Origin of the sequence: Kitasatospora sp. NPDC002551 (assembly GCF_040296005.1) — a bacterium.
Taxonomy (GTDB): Bacteria; Actinomycetota; Actinomycetes; order Streptomycetales; family Streptomycetaceae; genus Kitasatospora.
This window is the reverse complement of record NZ_JBEOWI010000016.1, coordinates 100,421-115,561: the sequence shown is the minus strand read 5'-3', so window position 1 is coordinate 115,561 and position 15,141 is coordinate 100,421. Positions and strand designations below refer to the sequence as shown.

The window sequence follows — 15,141 nt, the reverse complement described above, 5'->3', positions numbered from 1 at the left end:
GTCATCAGTTGGCCACCTCGACGCGCCGGCCGTAGGTGGCCGGGTCATCCAGATGGGTGACGATGTAGTCGGCGACGTTCGCCCGGGCGACGCGCGACGCCTTGGGGATGTGACCGCCCACCACCGCCTGGTAGTTGGGCGTGGCCGGGCCGTCGGTGAGCATCGGCACCCGGACGATCGTCCAGTCCAGCGGGCTGGCCTCGACCTCGTCCTCCATCCGGCCCAGGTCGAGGTGGATGTTCCGGTAGACCCGGTCCACCACGAACTCGGCGACGAAGCGCTGCATGGCCGGCAGGTGCGCGGTCTCCAGGCCCGCCGAGGACATCGTGAGCAGCCGGCGCACCCCGCCCGCCCGGGCGGCCGTGATGACGTTGCGCACGCCGTCGGAGAACACCGTCGTCGTGGTGCGGCTGGTCACGCCCAGCGCCACCACCACGGCGTCCTTCCCCTGCAGCGGTCCGGTCAGCGAGTCGACGTCGAACACGTCGCCGCGCACCTTGGTCAGCCGCTCGTGCTCGACCGGCAGCTTGGCCGGGTCGCGCAGCAGGGCGGTGACGCCGTGCTTGTTCTCCAGGGCCTTCTCGACCAGCAGCCGACCGGTCCGGCCGGCCGCTCCCACCACGACGATCTCCATGACTTTCCTCCTTGCCAGGGCCGGCGGCAACTGAACGCCGCCGGCCGTGAGTTGACCTTCGCTTACGCCGACGGGTCCTACCGTAGGGAAAAGGCGAGCAGCGCGCCGCCCGAAGTGCTCGGGTACTGCGGGTAGTACGCCGCCTGGACGTAGAGCATGCCGTCGGCGACCACCGCGCCACCGCCGCCGGACAGCGCCGTGCCGTGCGCCGGCACGCCGTTGACGGTGGTGAAGTCGCGGACCACGTCGTACTGCCAGAGCACGGCGCCGGTGCTCGCCGAGAAGACCCGCATCTTGCCGTCCGCGCCGCCCTCGTAGACCAGGCCGCGGCTGGCGCTCACGGCCGGGGTGAAGGCGCGCTGGCAGAGCTCGGGGTTGGCGGCCGCGCCGCCCCACTGGCAGCCGTCGGCCGGGCTCTCGGTCTGCCAGAGGATCGCGCCGGTCGCCGGGTCGAGCGCGTACAGGGTGCCGGGGTTGGCGAACCAGGTGGCGACGTAGAGCCGGGTCCCGTCGTAGCTGGTGCCCCACTGGATGCCCGAGCTGCCCCCCTTGGTGTTGGGGTCGGCGACCACCGCGCGGTCCCACACCTTGGCGCCGGTCAGCGCGTCGTAGACGTGGTAGACGCCGTTCTTCTGGCCGATGCCGACCACCCGGCGGTTGCCGATGCTGAAGACGTTGGCGCTGGAGCCGAAGTCCCAGTCGTGGTCGGTGCCGTTGGCCTTGCTGGGGCAGTAGGCGTCGGCGCCGGCGATGCCGCAGGCGACGGTGAAGGTGTCCGGGAAGACCTCCTGCGCGCGCCAGCGGACGGCGCCGGTGGCGGCGTCGAGGGCGAGCACTGAGTCGGTGTCGCCGCCCGCGCCCGAGTAGTTCTGGCCGGTGCCGACGTAGATGGTGCCGCTCTCCCGGTCGATCACCGGCGAGCTCCAGACGGCGACGCCGGAGGGCTCGTAGCGGTTGGCGCCGTTCGGCCAGGTGCCGACCGGCTGCGGCTGGGGGCTGGTCCAGTGCCGCCAGGTGAGCTGCCCGGTGTACGCGTCGACGGCGACGACCGAGCCGCGGAAGGTGCAGCAGGGGTAGGTCAGGTCGAAGGTGGCGCCGGACTCCTTGCTGGATATGCCGACGTAGACCTGGCCGTTGTACACCAGCGGCGAGCTGGTGATCTGGGCCTGCGGGTGGTTGTCGAGCTTCAGCGACCAGCGCAGCGCGCCGGTCCAGCGGTCCAGCGCGTACAGGTAGCCGCGGTTGTCGCCGAAGTAGACCGTGTTGCCCGAGACGGCCGGGCTGCTGCGCACCGGGTCGGGGTTGGTGGTGGAGTGGGCGCCGGCCACCGGCGCGACGTCGAAGGTCCAGCGGGCCGCGCCCGTCCGGGCGTCCAGGGCGTGGAAGGTGCCCTCGACGCCGCCGGCGTACAGGGTGCCGTCCGCCACCGCGGGCTGGCTGCCGAGGTAGACGCCCGGGACCTTGGCGTGGCCGAAGGCCCACTTCAGGTCGAGGTTGCCGACGGTGGACGGGGTGATCCGGTACTCCTGGTCGTTGAAGCGGCTGCCGGCCGGGTCGTGCTGCCAGCTGGTCCAGGCTCCGGAGCGCGGACGGGACTCGGCGTCCTCGGCGCCGGCGCCGTTGGTGGCGGCGAGCAGCACGAGGGCGGTCAGCAGAGCCACCAGGCCGGTGCCGAAACCGGCTGCCCGGGGCCGTCTGGGCTGGGACACGTGGATCAACTCCTCGATGAGGTCGAGTGGTTCACGTACGGTCCGGGGTGCCGGCCAGACCGGCGGCGGCCTCCGCGTGGGAGAGCACGGCAGCGCAGTCCAGCTCGCCGAGGCCGGCCTCGGCGGCGGCGACGAGCGTGTCGTGGGTGGCGTCGCAGACGGGGGTGGCGACGCCCAGGCGGCCGGCCTCGGCGGTGGCCAGCCGGAGGTCCTTGCGCATCAGGTCGAGGCGGAACTGCGGGTCGCCGTACGCCCGGCGGCGCATCACGCCGGCCTTGTAGCGCATCACCGGCGAGCTGAAGCCGCTCTCGCTGATCATCGACAGGGCGAGCTCGCGGTCGATGCCGGCCCGCTGGGCCAGCGTCACGGACTCGGCGAGCACCTGCATCTCGACGCCCATCAGCACGTTGAGCATGACCTTGGCGGTGGCGCCCAGACCGCTCGGGCCGAGGTGGCGGATCTCCTTGGCGAGCGGCTCCAGCACGGGGCCCAGCCGCTCGAAGGCCTCGGCGGATCCGCCGACCATGAAGCGCAGTTCGCCGTCCTTGGCGTGCTGGCCGTTGCCGATGATGCAGGCGTCGACGGAGCTGCGGCCGCGCCCGGCGACCCGTTCGGCGACCGAGCGGGCGAAGTCCGGGGAGACGGTGCTGGTGTCCATCACGATGCCGTGCGCGGGCAGGGTCTCCAGCACCCCGCCGGCGCCGAAGAGCTGCTCCTCGACGGCCGCCTCGGAGGCGAGGCTGAGCAGTACCACGTCCACCCGCGCGGCCAGGTCGGCCGGGGTGGCGGCGACCTCCGCGCCGCGGGCGGCGAACGGGGCGGTGCGCTCGGGGGTGCGGTTGTGGACCACGATCCGGTGGCCCTGGTCGAGCAGCCGGGCGGCCATCCCGCCGCCCATCACGCCGAGACCGATGACACCGATCCTGGTCGCCGGGGGTATGCCGGGGGCGGCGGCGGGCGGGAGGTCCCGGGAGAGTGCACGCCGCGGGCTGGGTATGTCGGCCATGGAGTCGACCCGCTTCCTGGTGGGCTGGTCGCGCCGGGTTTCCCGGCGCTCGGACTGCGGCGGGGAAGGCCGTGCCAGACACCCCGCCCCACCGCGGCCGGGGTGCCGACTGCCCGTCCAGCCTAGCGGGTGAACACTCACTCCGCGATGGCTTCCGGCGTCCGTTTCGAGCCGTATCCCACGCCGGCCCCACGATTGATGTCCCGTCAGTTCCGTTTCCGGACAAGCCTCCTCCCCCACCGCCGGGGGTAACGGTGGGGGAGGAGGAGTCGAGGGGACGGACACCGGTCCGGCCACGCGGACGGTCCCGCGGCGACCGTCAGCCGGCCGCCGTCTCCGGTCGGCCGCCGGCCGGACCGCCGGGACCGGGCTGGGCGCCGGGGGCACCCTGGCCGGCCTGGCCCGCCGGGGCGCCCTGACCCTGCCACTGGCCGCCACCGGGGCCGCCCTGGCCCTGCTGCTGTCCGCCCGGACCGCCGGGGCCGCCCTGACCGCCGGGGCCCCGGCCGCCGGGCGCGCCCATCGGCGCCCGCATCGGCCGCTCCTGGAGGAAGAGCACCACCACGGCGCCGATCAGCGCGATGACCATGCCGATCAGGTAGACCACGTGCAGCGACTCGGCCAGCGCGGCGGAGACGCCGTCGCGCACCGGCGGCGCCTGCGCCCGGACCTTGGCCGGCGCGGTCAGCAGGCCGTCCGTGCCGAGCCGCTGCAGGGCGTCGGCCGGCACCTTCTTGGGCAGCCACTCGCGCAGCTGCGAGTTGAGGATGGCGCCGAAGATGGTCACACCCATGGCGCCGCCGAGCGAGCGGAAGAAGTTGGCCGCCGCCGTCGCCACGCCCAGCTGCCGCATCTCGACGGAGTTCTGCACCGCCACGATGAGCACCTGGGTGACCAGACCGAAGCCGATGCCGAAGACCGCCAGGAAGATGCCGGCGGAGACCTGCGAGGAGTCCGCCTTGAGGGTCGACATCAGGTAGAGGCCGACCGCCATGACCAGCAGGCCCACGATCGGGAAGATCTTGTACTTGCCGGTCTTCTCGACGACCTTGCCGGAGAGCGTCAGGCTGGCCACGGTGGCGAGCATCATCGGGACCAGCAGCAGGCCGGACTCGGTGGCGCTGTCCCCGTTGGCGACCTGGAGGAAGAGCGGGGTGTAGACGGTCGCCACGAACAGCGAGACCGAGGTGAGGAAGAGGCCGAGGGTGGCCACCAGGACCACCGGGTCCTTGAACAGCGCCAGCGGGACGACCGGCTCGCTGGCCCGGTTCTCCTGCCAGACGAACGCGGCGAGCAGCACCGCGGCGAGCAGCAGCAGGCCGATGATCTGCACCGAACCCCAGGAGTACTGGTCACCGGCCCAGACCGAGACCAGCAGCACGGAGACGATGGCACCGCTGAGCAGCGCCGAGCCGAGGTAGTCCAGCTGCTTCTTCTGCTTGTTGACCGGCAGCTTCAGCACCGAGGTGACGATCACCAGCGCGACCACGCCGATCGGCAGGTTGATGTAGAAGATCCACGGCCAGGACAGGTGGTCGACGAAGGCGCCGCCGATCAGCGGGCCGACCACGCCGGCGAGCACGAAGCAGGACTGCGCGTAGCCCTGCCACTTGCCGCGCTCGCGCGGCGGCACCAGCTCGGCGATGAGCGCCATCGCCAGCGCCATCAGACCACCCGCACCGAGCCCCTGGAGGGTGCGGAAGCCGATCAGCTGGCCGATGTTGCCGGAGAGGCCGGACAGCGCGGAGCCGAGCAGGAAGATCGCGATGGCCGACTGGAACATCAGCTTGCGGCCGTAGAGGTCGCCCAGCTTGCCCCAGAGCGGCGTGGCCGCGGTGGCGGCCAGCATGTAGGCGGTGACGACCCAGGCCAGGTGGGTCACGCCGCCGAGGTCACCGGCGATGGTCGGCAGGGCCGTCGCCACGATCGTCTGGTCCAGCGCCGCCAGGAACATGGCAAGCACCAGGGCGGCGAAGATCGTCAAGAAGGTTTTACGTGGCACTTCCGGGGCGGGTGCAGCGTACGGGGCGCTCATGGGGTACTCCTCGAGGAGGCGCTCGCCGACTCGGAGTCCTTGCTCCGAGCTTGAATTCGTATAGACTATACAATCAAAATTAGCCGTCAAGAGCCAACATCAAGGGCGGCCCCCGGCCGCCCGGAAGGGCAGCTAACGATGAGTCAACTGCAGGGAAAGATCGCGCTCGTGACCGGTTCTACCTCGGGCATGGGGGCGGCAACCGCGCTGGCGCTCGCCGCCGCGGGGGCCCACGTGGTGGTCTCCGGCCGCCGCGCCGAGCTGGGCAACGCCGTCGTGGAGCGGATCCGCGAGAAGGGCGGGCAGGCGGACTTCATCGCCGCCGACGTCACCGTCGAGGATGATGTCGCCCGCCTGGTGGGTACCACGGTCGAGCGACACGGCCGGCTGGACGTCGCCTTCAACAACGCGGGCGGCGGCGGGGCGTTCGGCCCGCTGGACCGGGTCCCGGCCGAGGCCTTCGCCCAGGTGATCGCCGTCAACCTGATCGGCACCTACCACTCGCTCAAGCACGAGATCGCCGCGATGCGGGCGAACGGCGGCGGCAGCATCATCAACAACGCCTCCACCGCCGGCGTCCAGGGCACCGCCTTCGGCCTGGGCGCGTACACCGCGGCCAAGCACGGCGTGGTCGGCCTGACCCGGGCCACCGCGCTGGAGGCCGGCCCGGCCGGGATCCGGGTCAACGCGCTGATCACCGGTCCGGTCGACACGGAGGACTTCCGCCAGCGGGTCGGCGGCCAGCCGGGCGCGCTGGAGCGGGCCGGGGCGGCCACCGCGCTGGGGCGGATCGCGACCGAGGAGGAGGTCGCCAACGCGGTCGTCTTCCTCGCCGGCGACGCGGCCAGCTTCATCACCGGTTCGCTGTTCGGGCTGGAGGGCGGCATGACGGCCGGCGTCACGGCCGGGACGATGGGGCGGCCGGGCGGCGGCGGCCCGGGCCAGGGCGGTCCCGGCGCGGGCGGCCCCGGCCGTCCGGGACCGGGCGGCCCGGGTGCTCCGGGCGCGGGCGCTCCGGGTGCGGGCCGACCCGGCGCGAACTGACCGGAACACGGTCCCCACCGGCGCGCACCATTGCCAGCGAACCACCCCCGGGATACTTTTTCGGCATGCTCGTAAAAACCACGCGAAACACCGAAAAGTTCGTCTCGGAAACCGGTGAGTGGATTGCCGGCAACCCCGTCGAGAATTCCATCCTGCTGACGATGATGGCGGGGGCGAAGTTCCGCCCGCCGACCGCCCCGCCGATCACCTGGAGCCGGGTCGAGGACCCGGACTCCGGCGCGGCGCCGGTGGTCGGCGTGGCGGCCTTCACCGCGCCGCACCTGGTCGTGCTGAGCGGGATGCCGGACGCCGCGGCGGCCGCCCTCGGCGCCGAACTGGGCGCCGGACCGGACCTCCTGCCCGGCGTGATCGGGCCGGACACGGCGGCCGCGGCGTTCGCCGCCGCCTGGTCCGAGGCCACCGGCCGGCCGGCCCGCCCGGACCGCCGCGAGCAGGTGCTCAGGCTGGACGGCGCACCGCTGCCGCTCGGCCGCCCGGCGCCGTCCGGGCGGACCAGGGCCGCCGCGGCCGACGAGTCCGAGCTGTTCACCGACTGGTGCCTGGAGGCCGCGCACGGCGCCGGGCTCAGCCGGGAGACCGCCGCACGCTCGGTCCAGGGGCAGATCGCCGGCGGTCTGCTGCGGGTCTGGGAGGAGGACGGCCGCCCGGTCGCCATCCTCGGCCGGACCGCCACCGTCGCGGGCGTCGTCCGGTACAACCCGATGTACGTCCGGGCCGAGAACCGCCGGGGCGGCTACGGCCGGGCGCTGCTCGCCGAAGTGCTGGCCGAGGTGCACGGCGGGGAGCGGCCGCCGGTCGGCCTGGCCGTCACCGCCGAGGGGAACAGCGCCATTCGGAATCTCTTCGAGTCGTTCGGGTTCCGGCCGTCCGGCGGCCTCGCGGAATTCCGCTTCGACTGACCGGAACCGCCCCCGGGGAATTTCTCCGGGGGCGGCCCGGGGAAAAGCCAGGGGCCCGGATCCGCGAGGGATCCGGGCCCTTTTCCGTGCTTCTCCGGAATTCCGCCGGAGCGGTTCCGGAGGAATGCTCCGGAACCGGCCGTGCTCAGTCCAGCGGGTCGGGGTCCGGCACGGCCTCCAGCTGCGAGAAGGCCGTCCCGGTCGACACCACCCGGTTCAGCCGGTAGCCGCCGCGCCGGAACACCTCGGCGAACTGCTCCTCGGTGCGCACCTCTCCGCTCATGGTGACCAGCATGACCAGGTCGAAGTTCTTCACGAACCGCGGCACGCCCTCGCGGTGCACCAGCTCGGCCGCGACGAAGCGGGCGCCCGGCGAGGCCTCGCGGCACCGGCGCAGCAGCCGCACCAGCGCCTCGTCCGGCCAGGAGTGCCAGACCTGCTTGGTGACGTAGGTGCCGATGCCGGCCGGGACCCCGGCGAAGAAGTCGACCGGCTGGAACTCCAGCCGGCCCTGCTCGGCCAGCTTGGCGACGTCCGGCTGGGTCCGGGCCTGCTCGATCACGCTCGGCAGGTCGGCCAGCACACCGCGGCCGACGGCGTCGTACCGCTGCAGGATCGCGGCCAGGTAGGTGCCCTGCCCGCCGCCGAGGTCGCAGACCGCGCCGGCCTCGGCGAACTCGGGGTACGCGGAGACCAGGGCGTCGGAGAGCGCGTCGGTGAAGTCGGTCATGGCCTGGTTGAAGGTCGCGGCGGCGGCCGGGTTGCGCTGCAGCCAGGGCCAGAGCGCGGTGCCGTGCACCTTCTCGAAGCCGGGTTTGCCGGTTTCGAGGCTGTGGTCCAGCGCGCCCCAGGAGGACCAGAGCCACTCGGCGCCGACCATCCGGGCCATCGCGTCCATCGAGCCCGGCACGCCGGGGCGGAGCAGCTCGGACAGTTCGGTGTTGGCGAAGACGCCGGGCTCGGTCTCCTCGAAGACGCCGTCCTCGGCGAGCAGCCCGAGCACCTTGGCCAGCGGTCCGGCGGCCACCCCGGCGCGCCCGGCGAGTTCGGCGGCCGGAAGCGGGCCGTCGGCGAGCAGCTCGGCGATCCTGAACTCGGCGGCCAGGGCCAGGCAGCGCGGGGTGGACGGGAACATCAATTCGGAGAGGAACACCGCGCCGGCCGAGGCAGGGGCGGTCTGGGGAACGGCGGTCATGGGGTGAGGCCTCCCTGCGGGGACCGGGCCGGGGGCGGACGGCGCCCCGGCCCGGGGGTCAGCGGTCATGGGTGGGCGGGGCCGGACGGGCCCGCGCCGGGCGGCCCTGGACGGGCCGGGGCCGCCCGGCGTTCGCACGTGGCCGGGCCTCAGCCCAGCAGGGCGAAGGCGAAGCCGCCGCCCGGGTTGGCCATGAACTTGTTGGTCGGCGGGATCTCGCCGCCGGCGGCGATGCCCACCGCCGGACCGGCCAGCGCGATCCGGGTCGGGGTCGGGACGATCTGGACCTGGCCGGCGGCCAGCTGGCCCCAGTTGTTCCAGCCCCAGCCCTGCACCGAGCCGTCGGCCAGCAGCGCCAGCGCGTGCCCGCCGTTGCCGGGGGCCGCGTCGGTGCCGCCACCGCCGGCCGTCACCGCCTTGACGCCGGTCAGGCCGGGCACCGGGGCCGGCACCGCGCGGTCGGCGGTGGTGCCGTCGCCGAGCTGGCCGCCGTCGTTCAGGCCCCAGGCCCAGACGGTGCCGTCGGCCAGCAGGGCCACCGTGTGGTGGTAGGCGCCGACCAGCTGGGTCACCGCGTGCAGGCCCGCGATCTTCTGCGGGGCGGCGCGGTCGACGGTGGTGCCGTCACCGAGCTGGCCCCGGTCGTTGAAGCCCCAGACCGAGGCGGTGCCGTCGGCGTGCACGACCATGCTGTGGCCGCCGCCGGCGCCCAGCCGGACGGCCGGCTCCAGGCCCTCGACCACGGCCGGGCGCGGCCGGCAGTCGAAGGAGGCGGTCATGTAGGACCGGACGATCCGGCCCTCACGGGTCGAGCCGGGGCCGTCGCCGAGCTGGCCCCGGTCGTCGCGGCCCCAGGACCAGACGGTGCCGTCGGCCTTGAGCGCCAGGTTGTGGGCGCCGCCGACCGCGAGGTCGACGACGTCCTCCAGGCCCTCGACCCGGACCGGGACGGGCTGCACGCCGAAGTTGGCCTCGCCGAGCGCGCAGAAGAAGCCGGCGCCCCAGGCCCAGACCGTGCCGTCCTCCAGCAGCGCGGCGCTGTGGCCGCCGCCGGCGCCGGCGGTGCGGACCCGGCCGGGCAGTCCGACGGTCCGCGCCGGGCTCGCCTGGTTCTCGGTGGTGCCGTCGCCGAGCTGGCCGAAGGCGTTGCGCCCGAAGCCCCAGAGCTCGCCGTCGCCGGTGATCGCCAGCGCGTGGCCGCTGCCGGCCGCCACCCGGACGACGTTCTCCAGGCCCTTGATCTCCTGCGCGACGGACCGGTTGACGGTGCCGCCGTCGCCCAGCTGACCGTTGGTGTTGTCACCCCAACTGCTGATGATGCCTGCCATGGTGATGCGACCTCTCAATCGTCGGGGGGCGGTCAGGCCCAGAACTGGTCGACGGCGTACTGGTCCTCGGGGTAGGTCCAGAACTCGGCGATCAGGCCGTCCTGGATGCGCGCCACGTTGACGAAGGGCATCTCCAGGCTCTTGCCCTCGCGCTCGTAGCGGGTGAACACGGTGGCGAAGGCGAACGAGTCGCTGGCGCCGATCTCGTGGATCTCCATCTGGATGCGGCCCTGGCAGATCTCGAACATCCGGCCGGCGAAGGCCAGGGCGGACTCGATGCCCTCGTGCGCGCCGGACAGCTCGCTGGTGCCCGGGTAGTAGTGCACGCAGTCCTTGGTCCAGTAGCCGGCGGCCTTCTGCACGTCGCCCACGGTGAACGCGGCGTAGACCGCTTCCATGAGCTTGGCGTTCGGGTGGTCGACGACCTTCATGACTCTCCTCCTGTGGCTGGTGCGGTGCGGGGCTTTGCCCGAAAGGAATCCGACGAAGCGTCAGACGGCGGCGCGACGGACGATGTCGACCAGGGTGGCCCGGTCCGGGGCGGGGAACGGCGGCGGCGAGCCGGCCGCGGCCTGCTTGACCCGCAGCCGGATCTCCTCGTCCTCGTACAGGCCGGCCGGGTTGTCGAGCGACATCATGGTGCGGACCAGCCGTCGCCAGACCACCTCGTCGGTGGCGGCCGCCTCGGCGACCGTCCCGAAGGTCAGCACGTCCGGCGGCAGCGGCGGCAGCTGCTGGCCGGCCACGGTGGCCCGCCAGAGCCGGGCGCGGCCCGCGTCGTTGCGGACGGCGTCCTCGAACCACGGGCGGAAGGTCCGCCCGGCCAGGCCGGCCGCCAGCGCGGCCTGCTCGGCGTCCGGCTCCGGGTGCTCGCGCACCAGGTCGGCCAGCCCGAGCACGTGCGCGATGGCCAGCGAGACGCCGCGGCCGAACGCGGGGTTGGTGGTGCAGACCGCGTCGGCGACCGGCAGGAAGCCGGGCACCGGCTGGGCGTCCTGGCCGTACAGCTTCAGCGAGTTGTCCAGGCCGCCCATCGCGTGCACCGGGGAGATCGGCACCGAGGCCTCCGGCGCCACCCAGGGGGCGAGCAGCGGGGTGGCCCGGACCACCGCGGTGAAGACGTCCTCGGCGCGCATCCGCTTCAGCTCGGCGTCGTCCGGCAGGATGCCGAAGGAGATGGCGAAGGTGTTGTTGTCACCGAGGAACATCACGCCGGTGTAGTGGTCCCAGAGGCCGCCGGCGCCGAAGCCGCGGTTGAGCGGGCCCACCGGGCGCGGGCCGAGCGCCCGGTAGTAGCGGGTGTAGTAGGTGATGTCGGCGCTGTGCGCGACCAGTTCGGGCTCGGTCAGGCCGTGCTCGCGCAGCCACTCGTGGCCCTGCGAGCGGCGGCCGCTGGCGTCGATCACCAGGTCGGCCTCGACGGTGCGGCCGTCCTTGGTGACCACGCCGGTCACCCGGGCCGGCCCCCGGTCGGCCACGGTCAGGCCGCGCACCGTCTCGCCCCGGCGGAACGAGACTCCGGGCTTGCGCAGCGCCTCCTGGCGCAGGATCAGCTCGAAGGTGGTGCGCCGGCAGCCGAGCATGCGCAGCTCGGCGTCGGCCGGGTGCGGCGTCTTGTCGGCCAGGGTCGGCGGCATGGCCTTGCCCAGCTCGATCTCCCGGGCGCCGGCCGCGACCAGGGCCCGGTAGACGGACGGCAGCCGGTCGCGCAGCAGGTTGGTGCCGAGCGAGCCGAAGGCGTGCGAGTGGTGCAGTTGCGGCACGGTCGGCCGCTGCCAGTCGCCGTGGGCGTCGTCGACGGTGTCCGGCGCCTCGTTGGCGTCCCGTTCCAGCACCGTGATGTCGTGTCCCAGGTCGGCGAACGCCAGCGCGGCCACCAGGCCGGCGACGCTGCCGCCGATGATCACTGTCCGTGTCATGACCTCACCCCGCGGTGGTAGGAGTGGAAAGGCCCGCCCGCGGGGTGTCCCGCGAGGTCTCGGCCTTGATGTGGAAGCGGATGGACCGGGCGTCGCTGAAGCACTCGCGCATCGGGCGCACCAGGTCCCGGTGCTCCTCGGTCCGCTCCCAGGCGACGAAGTCCTCCAGCGAGCGCCACTCGCTGGTGATCAGCCACTGCTCCGGGTCGGTGGAGGACTGGCAGACCTGGTCGCGCACGTGCCCGGGAACGCCCTCGGCGACCAGGTGGCGGATCTGCTCGTACGCCGTGAGGAAGTCCTCCCGGCGCTCCTCCTTGACGGTGATGAGGAAGAGCACGCGGCCCTGTGCCGCGCCCTCGGCGACCGGCATGGCGGTCTCCTTCCGGGTCGGTGGGTGATCGGGATCAGGAGTGGGCGCGCAGCAGGACGGCGCTGTTGAAGCCGTCGAAGCCGCGGGCGCCGATCAGCGCGTTGCGCACCTCGGCGGACTGCTCCTCGCGGACGAAGGGCAGGTCGCAGCCGTCCGCCGGACGGGCCGGGCCCGCCGAGGGCGGGATCAGGCCGTAGTCCATGGCGAGCACCGCGGTGGCCGCGTCCAGGGCGCTGCCGCCCTGGTAGAGCCGGCCGGTGAGCGGCTTCTGGGTGGTGACGGCGGCCGGCCCGTCCGGGCCGAAGACCGCGCGCAGCGCCTCGGCCTCGGTGCGGTCGTAGCCGGGCACGCCCACCGCGTCGGGGAACGCGACGTCGACGTCCGACGGCGCGAGGCCGGCCCGTTCGATCGCGGTGCCGAGCGCCCGGGCGTACTGGCGGACCGAGCCGGTGGCGGTCCGGGTGGCGGCGACGGCGTCCTGGGTGGCCGCCCAGCCGGCGATCTCGGCGCGGATCCGGGCGCCGCGGGCGAGCGCGTGCTCCAGGTCCTCGACGACGAACACCGCGCCGCCCTCGCCGGGCACGTAACCGTCCGCCCGCTCGTCGAACGGCAGGTAGGCGGAGCCCGGGTCGGTGCCGGTGTACAGCCGGCCGCTGCGCTGCTGGCAGGCGAGCGCGTACGGGCCGAGCGGCGCCTCGGTGCCGCCGGCGAGCACCACGTCGGCGCCCCTGCGGACCAGCCGGGCGGCGTGCGCCAGCGAGTCCAGGCCGCCGGCGCCCTCCGAGACGAGGACGCTGGACGGGCCCTTGGCCTGGTGCCGGATGGCCAGCTGCCCGACGGTCGCGGCGTAGAACCAGGCGATGGACTGGTAGGCGCCGACGGTCCGCGAGGTGTCCGGCTGCCAGAGCCGCTGGAGCTCGCGCTGGCCGAACTGGTTGCCGCCCGAGGAGCTGGCCAGGGCCACCGAGAGCTTGTACGGCTCCACCGTGGACGGGTCCAGCTCGGCTTCGCCGAGGGCGAGTTCGGTCGCGGCGTAGGCGAGGTGGGTCCACCGGTCGGTCTGCACCTGGAGCCGGCGCTCGACGTACCGGTTGACGTCGAAGTCCGGGACCTCGCCGGCCAGCGTGGTCTCGTACGACGTGGCGTCGAAGAGCGTGATCGGCCCGATCCGGCTCTCGCCGCCGCAGACCGTCTTCCAGTGCGCCTCGCTGCCGATGCCGCTCGGCGCGACCACGCCGATGCCGGTGATGACGGCACGCCGCGTGCTCATCGGCCCCTCCCCAGCTTGGCGAAGAGCATCGCGGACTGGAAGCCGCCGAAGCCGCTGCCGACCGAGAGCGCCGCGTTCACCCGCACCTCGCGGGCGGTGTTGGGCGTGTAGTCGAGGTCGCACTCCGGGTCGCGGTTCTGCCAGTTGGCGGTCGGCGGGACGACCCCGCGTTCGACGGCCAGCGCGCAGGCGGCCATCTCGATCGCGCCGATCGCGCCCAGCGAGTGGCCGACCATCGACTTGATCGAGCTGATCGGCACCCCGTAGGCGGCGTGCCCCAGCGAGCGCTTGAAGGCGCCGGTCTCGTGCCGGTCGTTCTGGCGGGTCCCGGAGCCGTGGGCGCTGATGTAGCGGACGTCCTCGGGGTTGAACCGGGCCTGGCGCAGGGTGTCGTTGATCGCCTCGGACATCTCCAGGCCGTCCGGGCGCAGACCGGTCATGTGGAAGGCGTTGCCGCGGTTGGCGTAGCCGACCACCTCGCAGTAGACCCGGGCGCCGCGCCGGCGGGCGTGCTCCAGCTCCTCCAGGACGAGCACCGCGCAGCCCTCGCCGAGCACGAAGCCGTGCCGGTCCCGGTCGAACGGCCGGGAGGCGTGCTCCGGGTCGTCGTTGTCCGGGGTGGTGGCCTTGATGGCGTCGAAGGAGGCGACGGTGACCGGGGAGATCGGCGAGTCCGAGGCCCCGGTGATCATCACCTCGGCCTCGCCGTCCAGCAGCAGCTGGTAGGCGTGGCCGATGGCGTCGATGCCGGAGGTGCAGCCGGTGGAGACGACCACCGCCGGGCCGTGCGCCCCGTGCCGCACGGCCACGTCGGCGGCCAGGCTGCTGGGGATCAGGCCCTGGTAGAGGAACGGGCTGGTGACGTCCGGGTCGACCAGCCAGTTGCGGCCGGAGTCGCTGGCGACGACGAACTCGTCCTCCAGGACGATGGTGCCGCCGACCGCCGAGCCGAGCACCACGCCGGTGGCGTCCCGGGTGCGCTCGTCGAGCTCCAGGCCGGCGTCCAGCACCGCCTCCTGGGAGGCGGCGAGCGCGAACTGCACGTAGCGGTCGGCGCGGCGCAGCTCCAGCGGGGTGAGCCCGGCGGCGGCGCCGTCGAAGTCGGCCTCGGCGGCGATCTGCGAGCGGAACGCCGAGGCGTCGAAGGCGGAGATCCGGCGGGTCGCGGTGCGGCCCGAGGTGATCAGGTCCCAGAAGGTCTCCCGGGTGGTGCCGCCGGGCGCCACCACGCCGATCCCGGTGACCACCACCCGGCGGCCGTCCGTGGCGGGGAAGGCGGTCATCGCTCCCCCAGCACTATGTGCGCGTCCGCGGTGGTGCCCGGGCCGTCCTCGGTGTCGACGTGGCCGAGCTCGGGGGACGGCGCCAGCGGGCCGAGGTGGAAGACCGCGAAGGCCTCCTCGGAGCCGGTGTTGCGCAGCCGGTGCCGGACGTCCTTGGGGATGACCAGGCCCTGGCCGGCGAACAGCTCGAAGGGCTTGTCGTCGAGGTCGAGGGTCAGCTCGCCGCGGATGAGGAGCAGGAACTCCTCGCTGTACGGGTGGTAGTGCTCGCTGATCCGCTCGCCCGGCTGGAGCCGGGCGATCCCCATGAAGCCGGAGGTGGAGCCGACGGTGCCCGGGGAGAGCACCGCGCGGGTCTCGCCGCCGCGCTTGCGGTTGGCGGGGACGTCGTCGACGGCGATGATGCGGATGTTCCTGGCGGCCACGGC

At 73.6% G+C, this 15,141-nt stretch carries 14 protein-coding genes; 2 read left to right on the top strand and 12 right to left on the bottom strand.

Annotated features, from left to right (window positions below):
* Nucleotides 1-4: 4 nt before the first annotated feature.
* The 4 genes from ABT093_RS16740 to ABT093_RS16725 all read right to left on the bottom strand — a co-directional run bounded on the left by ABT093_RS16740 (nucleotide 5) and on the right by ABT093_RS16725 (nucleotide 5,333).
* Nucleotides 5-634 (bottom strand): NAD(P)-dependent oxidoreductase, encoded by a 630-nt coding sequence (locus tag ABT093_RS16740; protein ID WP_350564834.1) that lies wholly within the window; start codon nucleotides 632-634, stop codon nucleotides 5-7.
* 77 nt (nucleotides 635-711) lie between these two features.
* Nucleotides 712-2,343, bottom strand: coding sequence for an outer membrane protein assembly factor BamB family protein (locus tag ABT093_RS16735; RefSeq protein ID WP_350564832.1), 1,632 nt, complete (start codon nucleotides 2,341-2,343; stop codon nucleotides 712-714).
* Nucleotides 2,344-2,374: 31 nt separating this feature from the next.
* Nucleotides 2,375-3,349 carry an NAD(P)-dependent oxidoreductase gene (locus tag ABT093_RS16730; RefSeq protein WP_350564831.1) on the bottom strand — a complete coding sequence of 325 codons (975 nt, stop codon included), beginning with the start codon at nucleotides 3,347-3,349 and terminating at the stop codon, nucleotides 2,375-2,377.
* A gap of 319 nt (nucleotides 3,350-3,668) precedes the next feature.
* Complete coding sequence (locus tag ABT093_RS16725) at nucleotides 3,669-5,333, bottom strand: MDR family MFS transporter (protein ID WP_350564829.1); 1,665 nt, start codon at nucleotides 5,331-5,333, stop codon at nucleotides 3,669-3,671.
* Between the two features lie 189 nt (nucleotides 5,334-5,522).
* Between ABT093_RS16725 and ABT093_RS16720 the strand changes: the two genes are divergently transcribed.
* Together ABT093_RS16720 and ABT093_RS16715 are read left to right on the top strand one after the other, a co-directional pair.
* Nucleotides 5,523-6,428 carry an SDR family NAD(P)-dependent oxidoreductase gene (locus ABT093_RS16720; RefSeq protein WP_502884238.1) on the top strand — a complete coding sequence of 302 codons (906 nt, stop codon included), beginning with the start codon at nucleotides 5,523-5,525 and terminating at the stop codon, nucleotides 6,426-6,428.
* 65 nt (nucleotides 6,429-6,493) lie between these two features.
* Complete coding sequence (locus ABT093_RS16715) at nucleotides 6,494-7,348, top strand: GNAT family N-acetyltransferase (protein ID WP_350564825.1); 855 nt, start codon at nucleotides 6,494-6,496, stop codon at nucleotides 7,346-7,348.
* Nucleotides 7,349-7,493: 145 nt separating this feature from the next.
* Here the strand turns inward: ABT093_RS16715 and ABT093_RS16710 are convergent, their stop codons facing one another.
* From ABT093_RS16710 to ABT093_RS16675, 8 genes are all read right to left on the bottom strand, one after another.
* Nucleotides 7,494-8,543: a methyltransferase gene (locus ABT093_RS16710; RefSeq protein WP_350564823.1), complete on the bottom strand. Its 1,050-nt coding sequence runs from the start codon at nucleotides 8,541-8,543 to the stop codon at nucleotides 7,494-7,496.
* A gap of 149 nt (nucleotides 8,544-8,692) precedes the next feature.
* On the bottom strand, nucleotides 8,693-9,871 hold the full coding sequence (locus tag ABT093_RS16705) for an RCC1 domain-containing protein (protein WP_350564822.1): 1,179 nt from the start codon (nucleotides 9,869-9,871) through the stop codon (nucleotides 8,693-8,695).
* Between the two features lie 32 nt (nucleotides 9,872-9,903).
* The gene (locus tag ABT093_RS16700; RefSeq protein WP_350564820.1) at nucleotides 9,904-10,302 is read right to left on the bottom strand and encodes a nuclear transport factor 2 family protein; all 399 of its coding nucleotides are present in this window, start codon (nucleotides 10,300-10,302) and stop codon (nucleotides 9,904-9,906) included.
* Between the two features lie 60 nt (nucleotides 10,303-10,362).
* Complete coding sequence (locus ABT093_RS16695) at nucleotides 10,363-11,790, bottom strand: FAD-dependent oxidoreductase (protein ID WP_350564819.1); 1,428 nt, start codon at nucleotides 11,788-11,790, stop codon at nucleotides 10,363-10,365.
* Between the two features lie 4 nt (nucleotides 11,791-11,794).
* Nucleotides 11,795-12,160, bottom strand: a complete 366-nt coding sequence (locus ABT093_RS16690) for an antibiotic biosynthesis monooxygenase family protein (RefSeq protein ID WP_350564817.1) — start codon at nucleotides 12,158-12,160, stop codon at nucleotides 11,795-11,797.
* A gap of 34 nt (nucleotides 12,161-12,194) precedes the next feature.
* The gene (locus ABT093_RS16685) at nucleotides 12,195-13,430 is read right to left on the bottom strand and encodes a beta-ketoacyl synthase N-terminal-like domain-containing protein (protein WP_350564815.1); all 1,236 of its coding nucleotides are present in this window, start codon (nucleotides 13,428-13,430) and stop codon (nucleotides 12,195-12,197) included.
* On the bottom strand, nucleotides 13,427-14,713 hold the full coding sequence (locus ABT093_RS16680; RefSeq protein ID WP_350564813.1) for a beta-ketoacyl-[acyl-carrier-protein] synthase family protein: 1,287 nt from the start codon (nucleotides 14,711-14,713) through the stop codon (nucleotides 13,427-13,429). The genes ABT093_RS16685 and ABT093_RS16680 overlap by 4 nt, the downstream gene beginning before the upstream one ends.
* Nucleotides 14,710-15,138 carry a cupin domain-containing protein gene (locus tag ABT093_RS16675; RefSeq protein ID WP_350554386.1) on the bottom strand — a complete coding sequence of 143 codons (429 nt, stop codon included), beginning with the start codon at nucleotides 15,136-15,138 and terminating at the stop codon, nucleotides 14,710-14,712. The genes ABT093_RS16680 and ABT093_RS16675 overlap by 4 nt, the downstream gene beginning before the upstream one ends.
* Nucleotides 15,139-15,141: the final 3 nt, after the last annotated feature.

Excerpts from the sequence above, each read along its gene's own strand:
- ABT093_RS16730 (WP_350564831.1), bottom strand. The coding sequence starts at position 3,349 with ATGGCCGACATACCCAGCCCGCGGCGTGCACTCTCCCGGGACCTCCCG.
- ABT093_RS16685 (WP_350564815.1), bottom strand. The coding sequence starts at position 13,430 with ATGAGCACGCGGCGTGCCGTCATCACCGGCATCGGCGTGGTCGCGCCG.
- ABT093_RS16710 (WP_350564823.1), bottom strand. The coding sequence starts at position 8,543 with ATGACCGCCGTTCCCCAGACCGCCCCTGCCTCGGCCGGCGCGGTGTTC.
- ABT093_RS16690 (WP_350564817.1), bottom strand. The coding sequence starts at position 12,160 with ATGCCGGTCGCCGAGGGCGCGGCACAGGGCCGCGTGCTCTTCCTCATC.
- ABT093_RS16705 (WP_350564822.1), bottom strand. The coding sequence starts at position 9,871 with ATGGCAGGCATCATCAGCAGTTGGGGTGACAACACCAACGGTCAGCTG.
- ABT093_RS16695 (WP_350564819.1), bottom strand. The coding sequence starts at position 11,790 with ATGACACGGACAGTGATCATCGGCGGCAGCGTCGCCGGCCTGGTGGCC.
- ABT093_RS16715 (WP_350564825.1), top strand. The coding sequence starts at position 6,494 with ATGCTCGTAAAAACCACGCGAAACACCGAAAAGTTCGTCTCGGAAACC.
- ABT093_RS16700 (WP_350564820.1), bottom strand. The coding sequence starts at position 10,302 with ATGAAGGTCGTCGACCACCCGAACGCCAAGCTCATGGAAGCGGTCTAC.
- ABT093_RS16680 (WP_350564813.1), bottom strand. The coding sequence starts at position 14,713 with ATGACCGCCTTCCCCGCCACGGACGGCCGCCGGGTGGTGGTCACCGGG.
- ABT093_RS16740 (WP_350564834.1), bottom strand. The coding sequence starts at position 634 with ATGGAGATCGTCGTGGTGGGAGCGGCCGGCCGGACCGGTCGGCTGCTG.
- ABT093_RS16720 (WP_502884238.1), top strand. The coding sequence starts at position 5,523 with ATGAGTCAACTGCAGGGAAAGATCGCGCTCGTGACCGGTTCTACCTCG.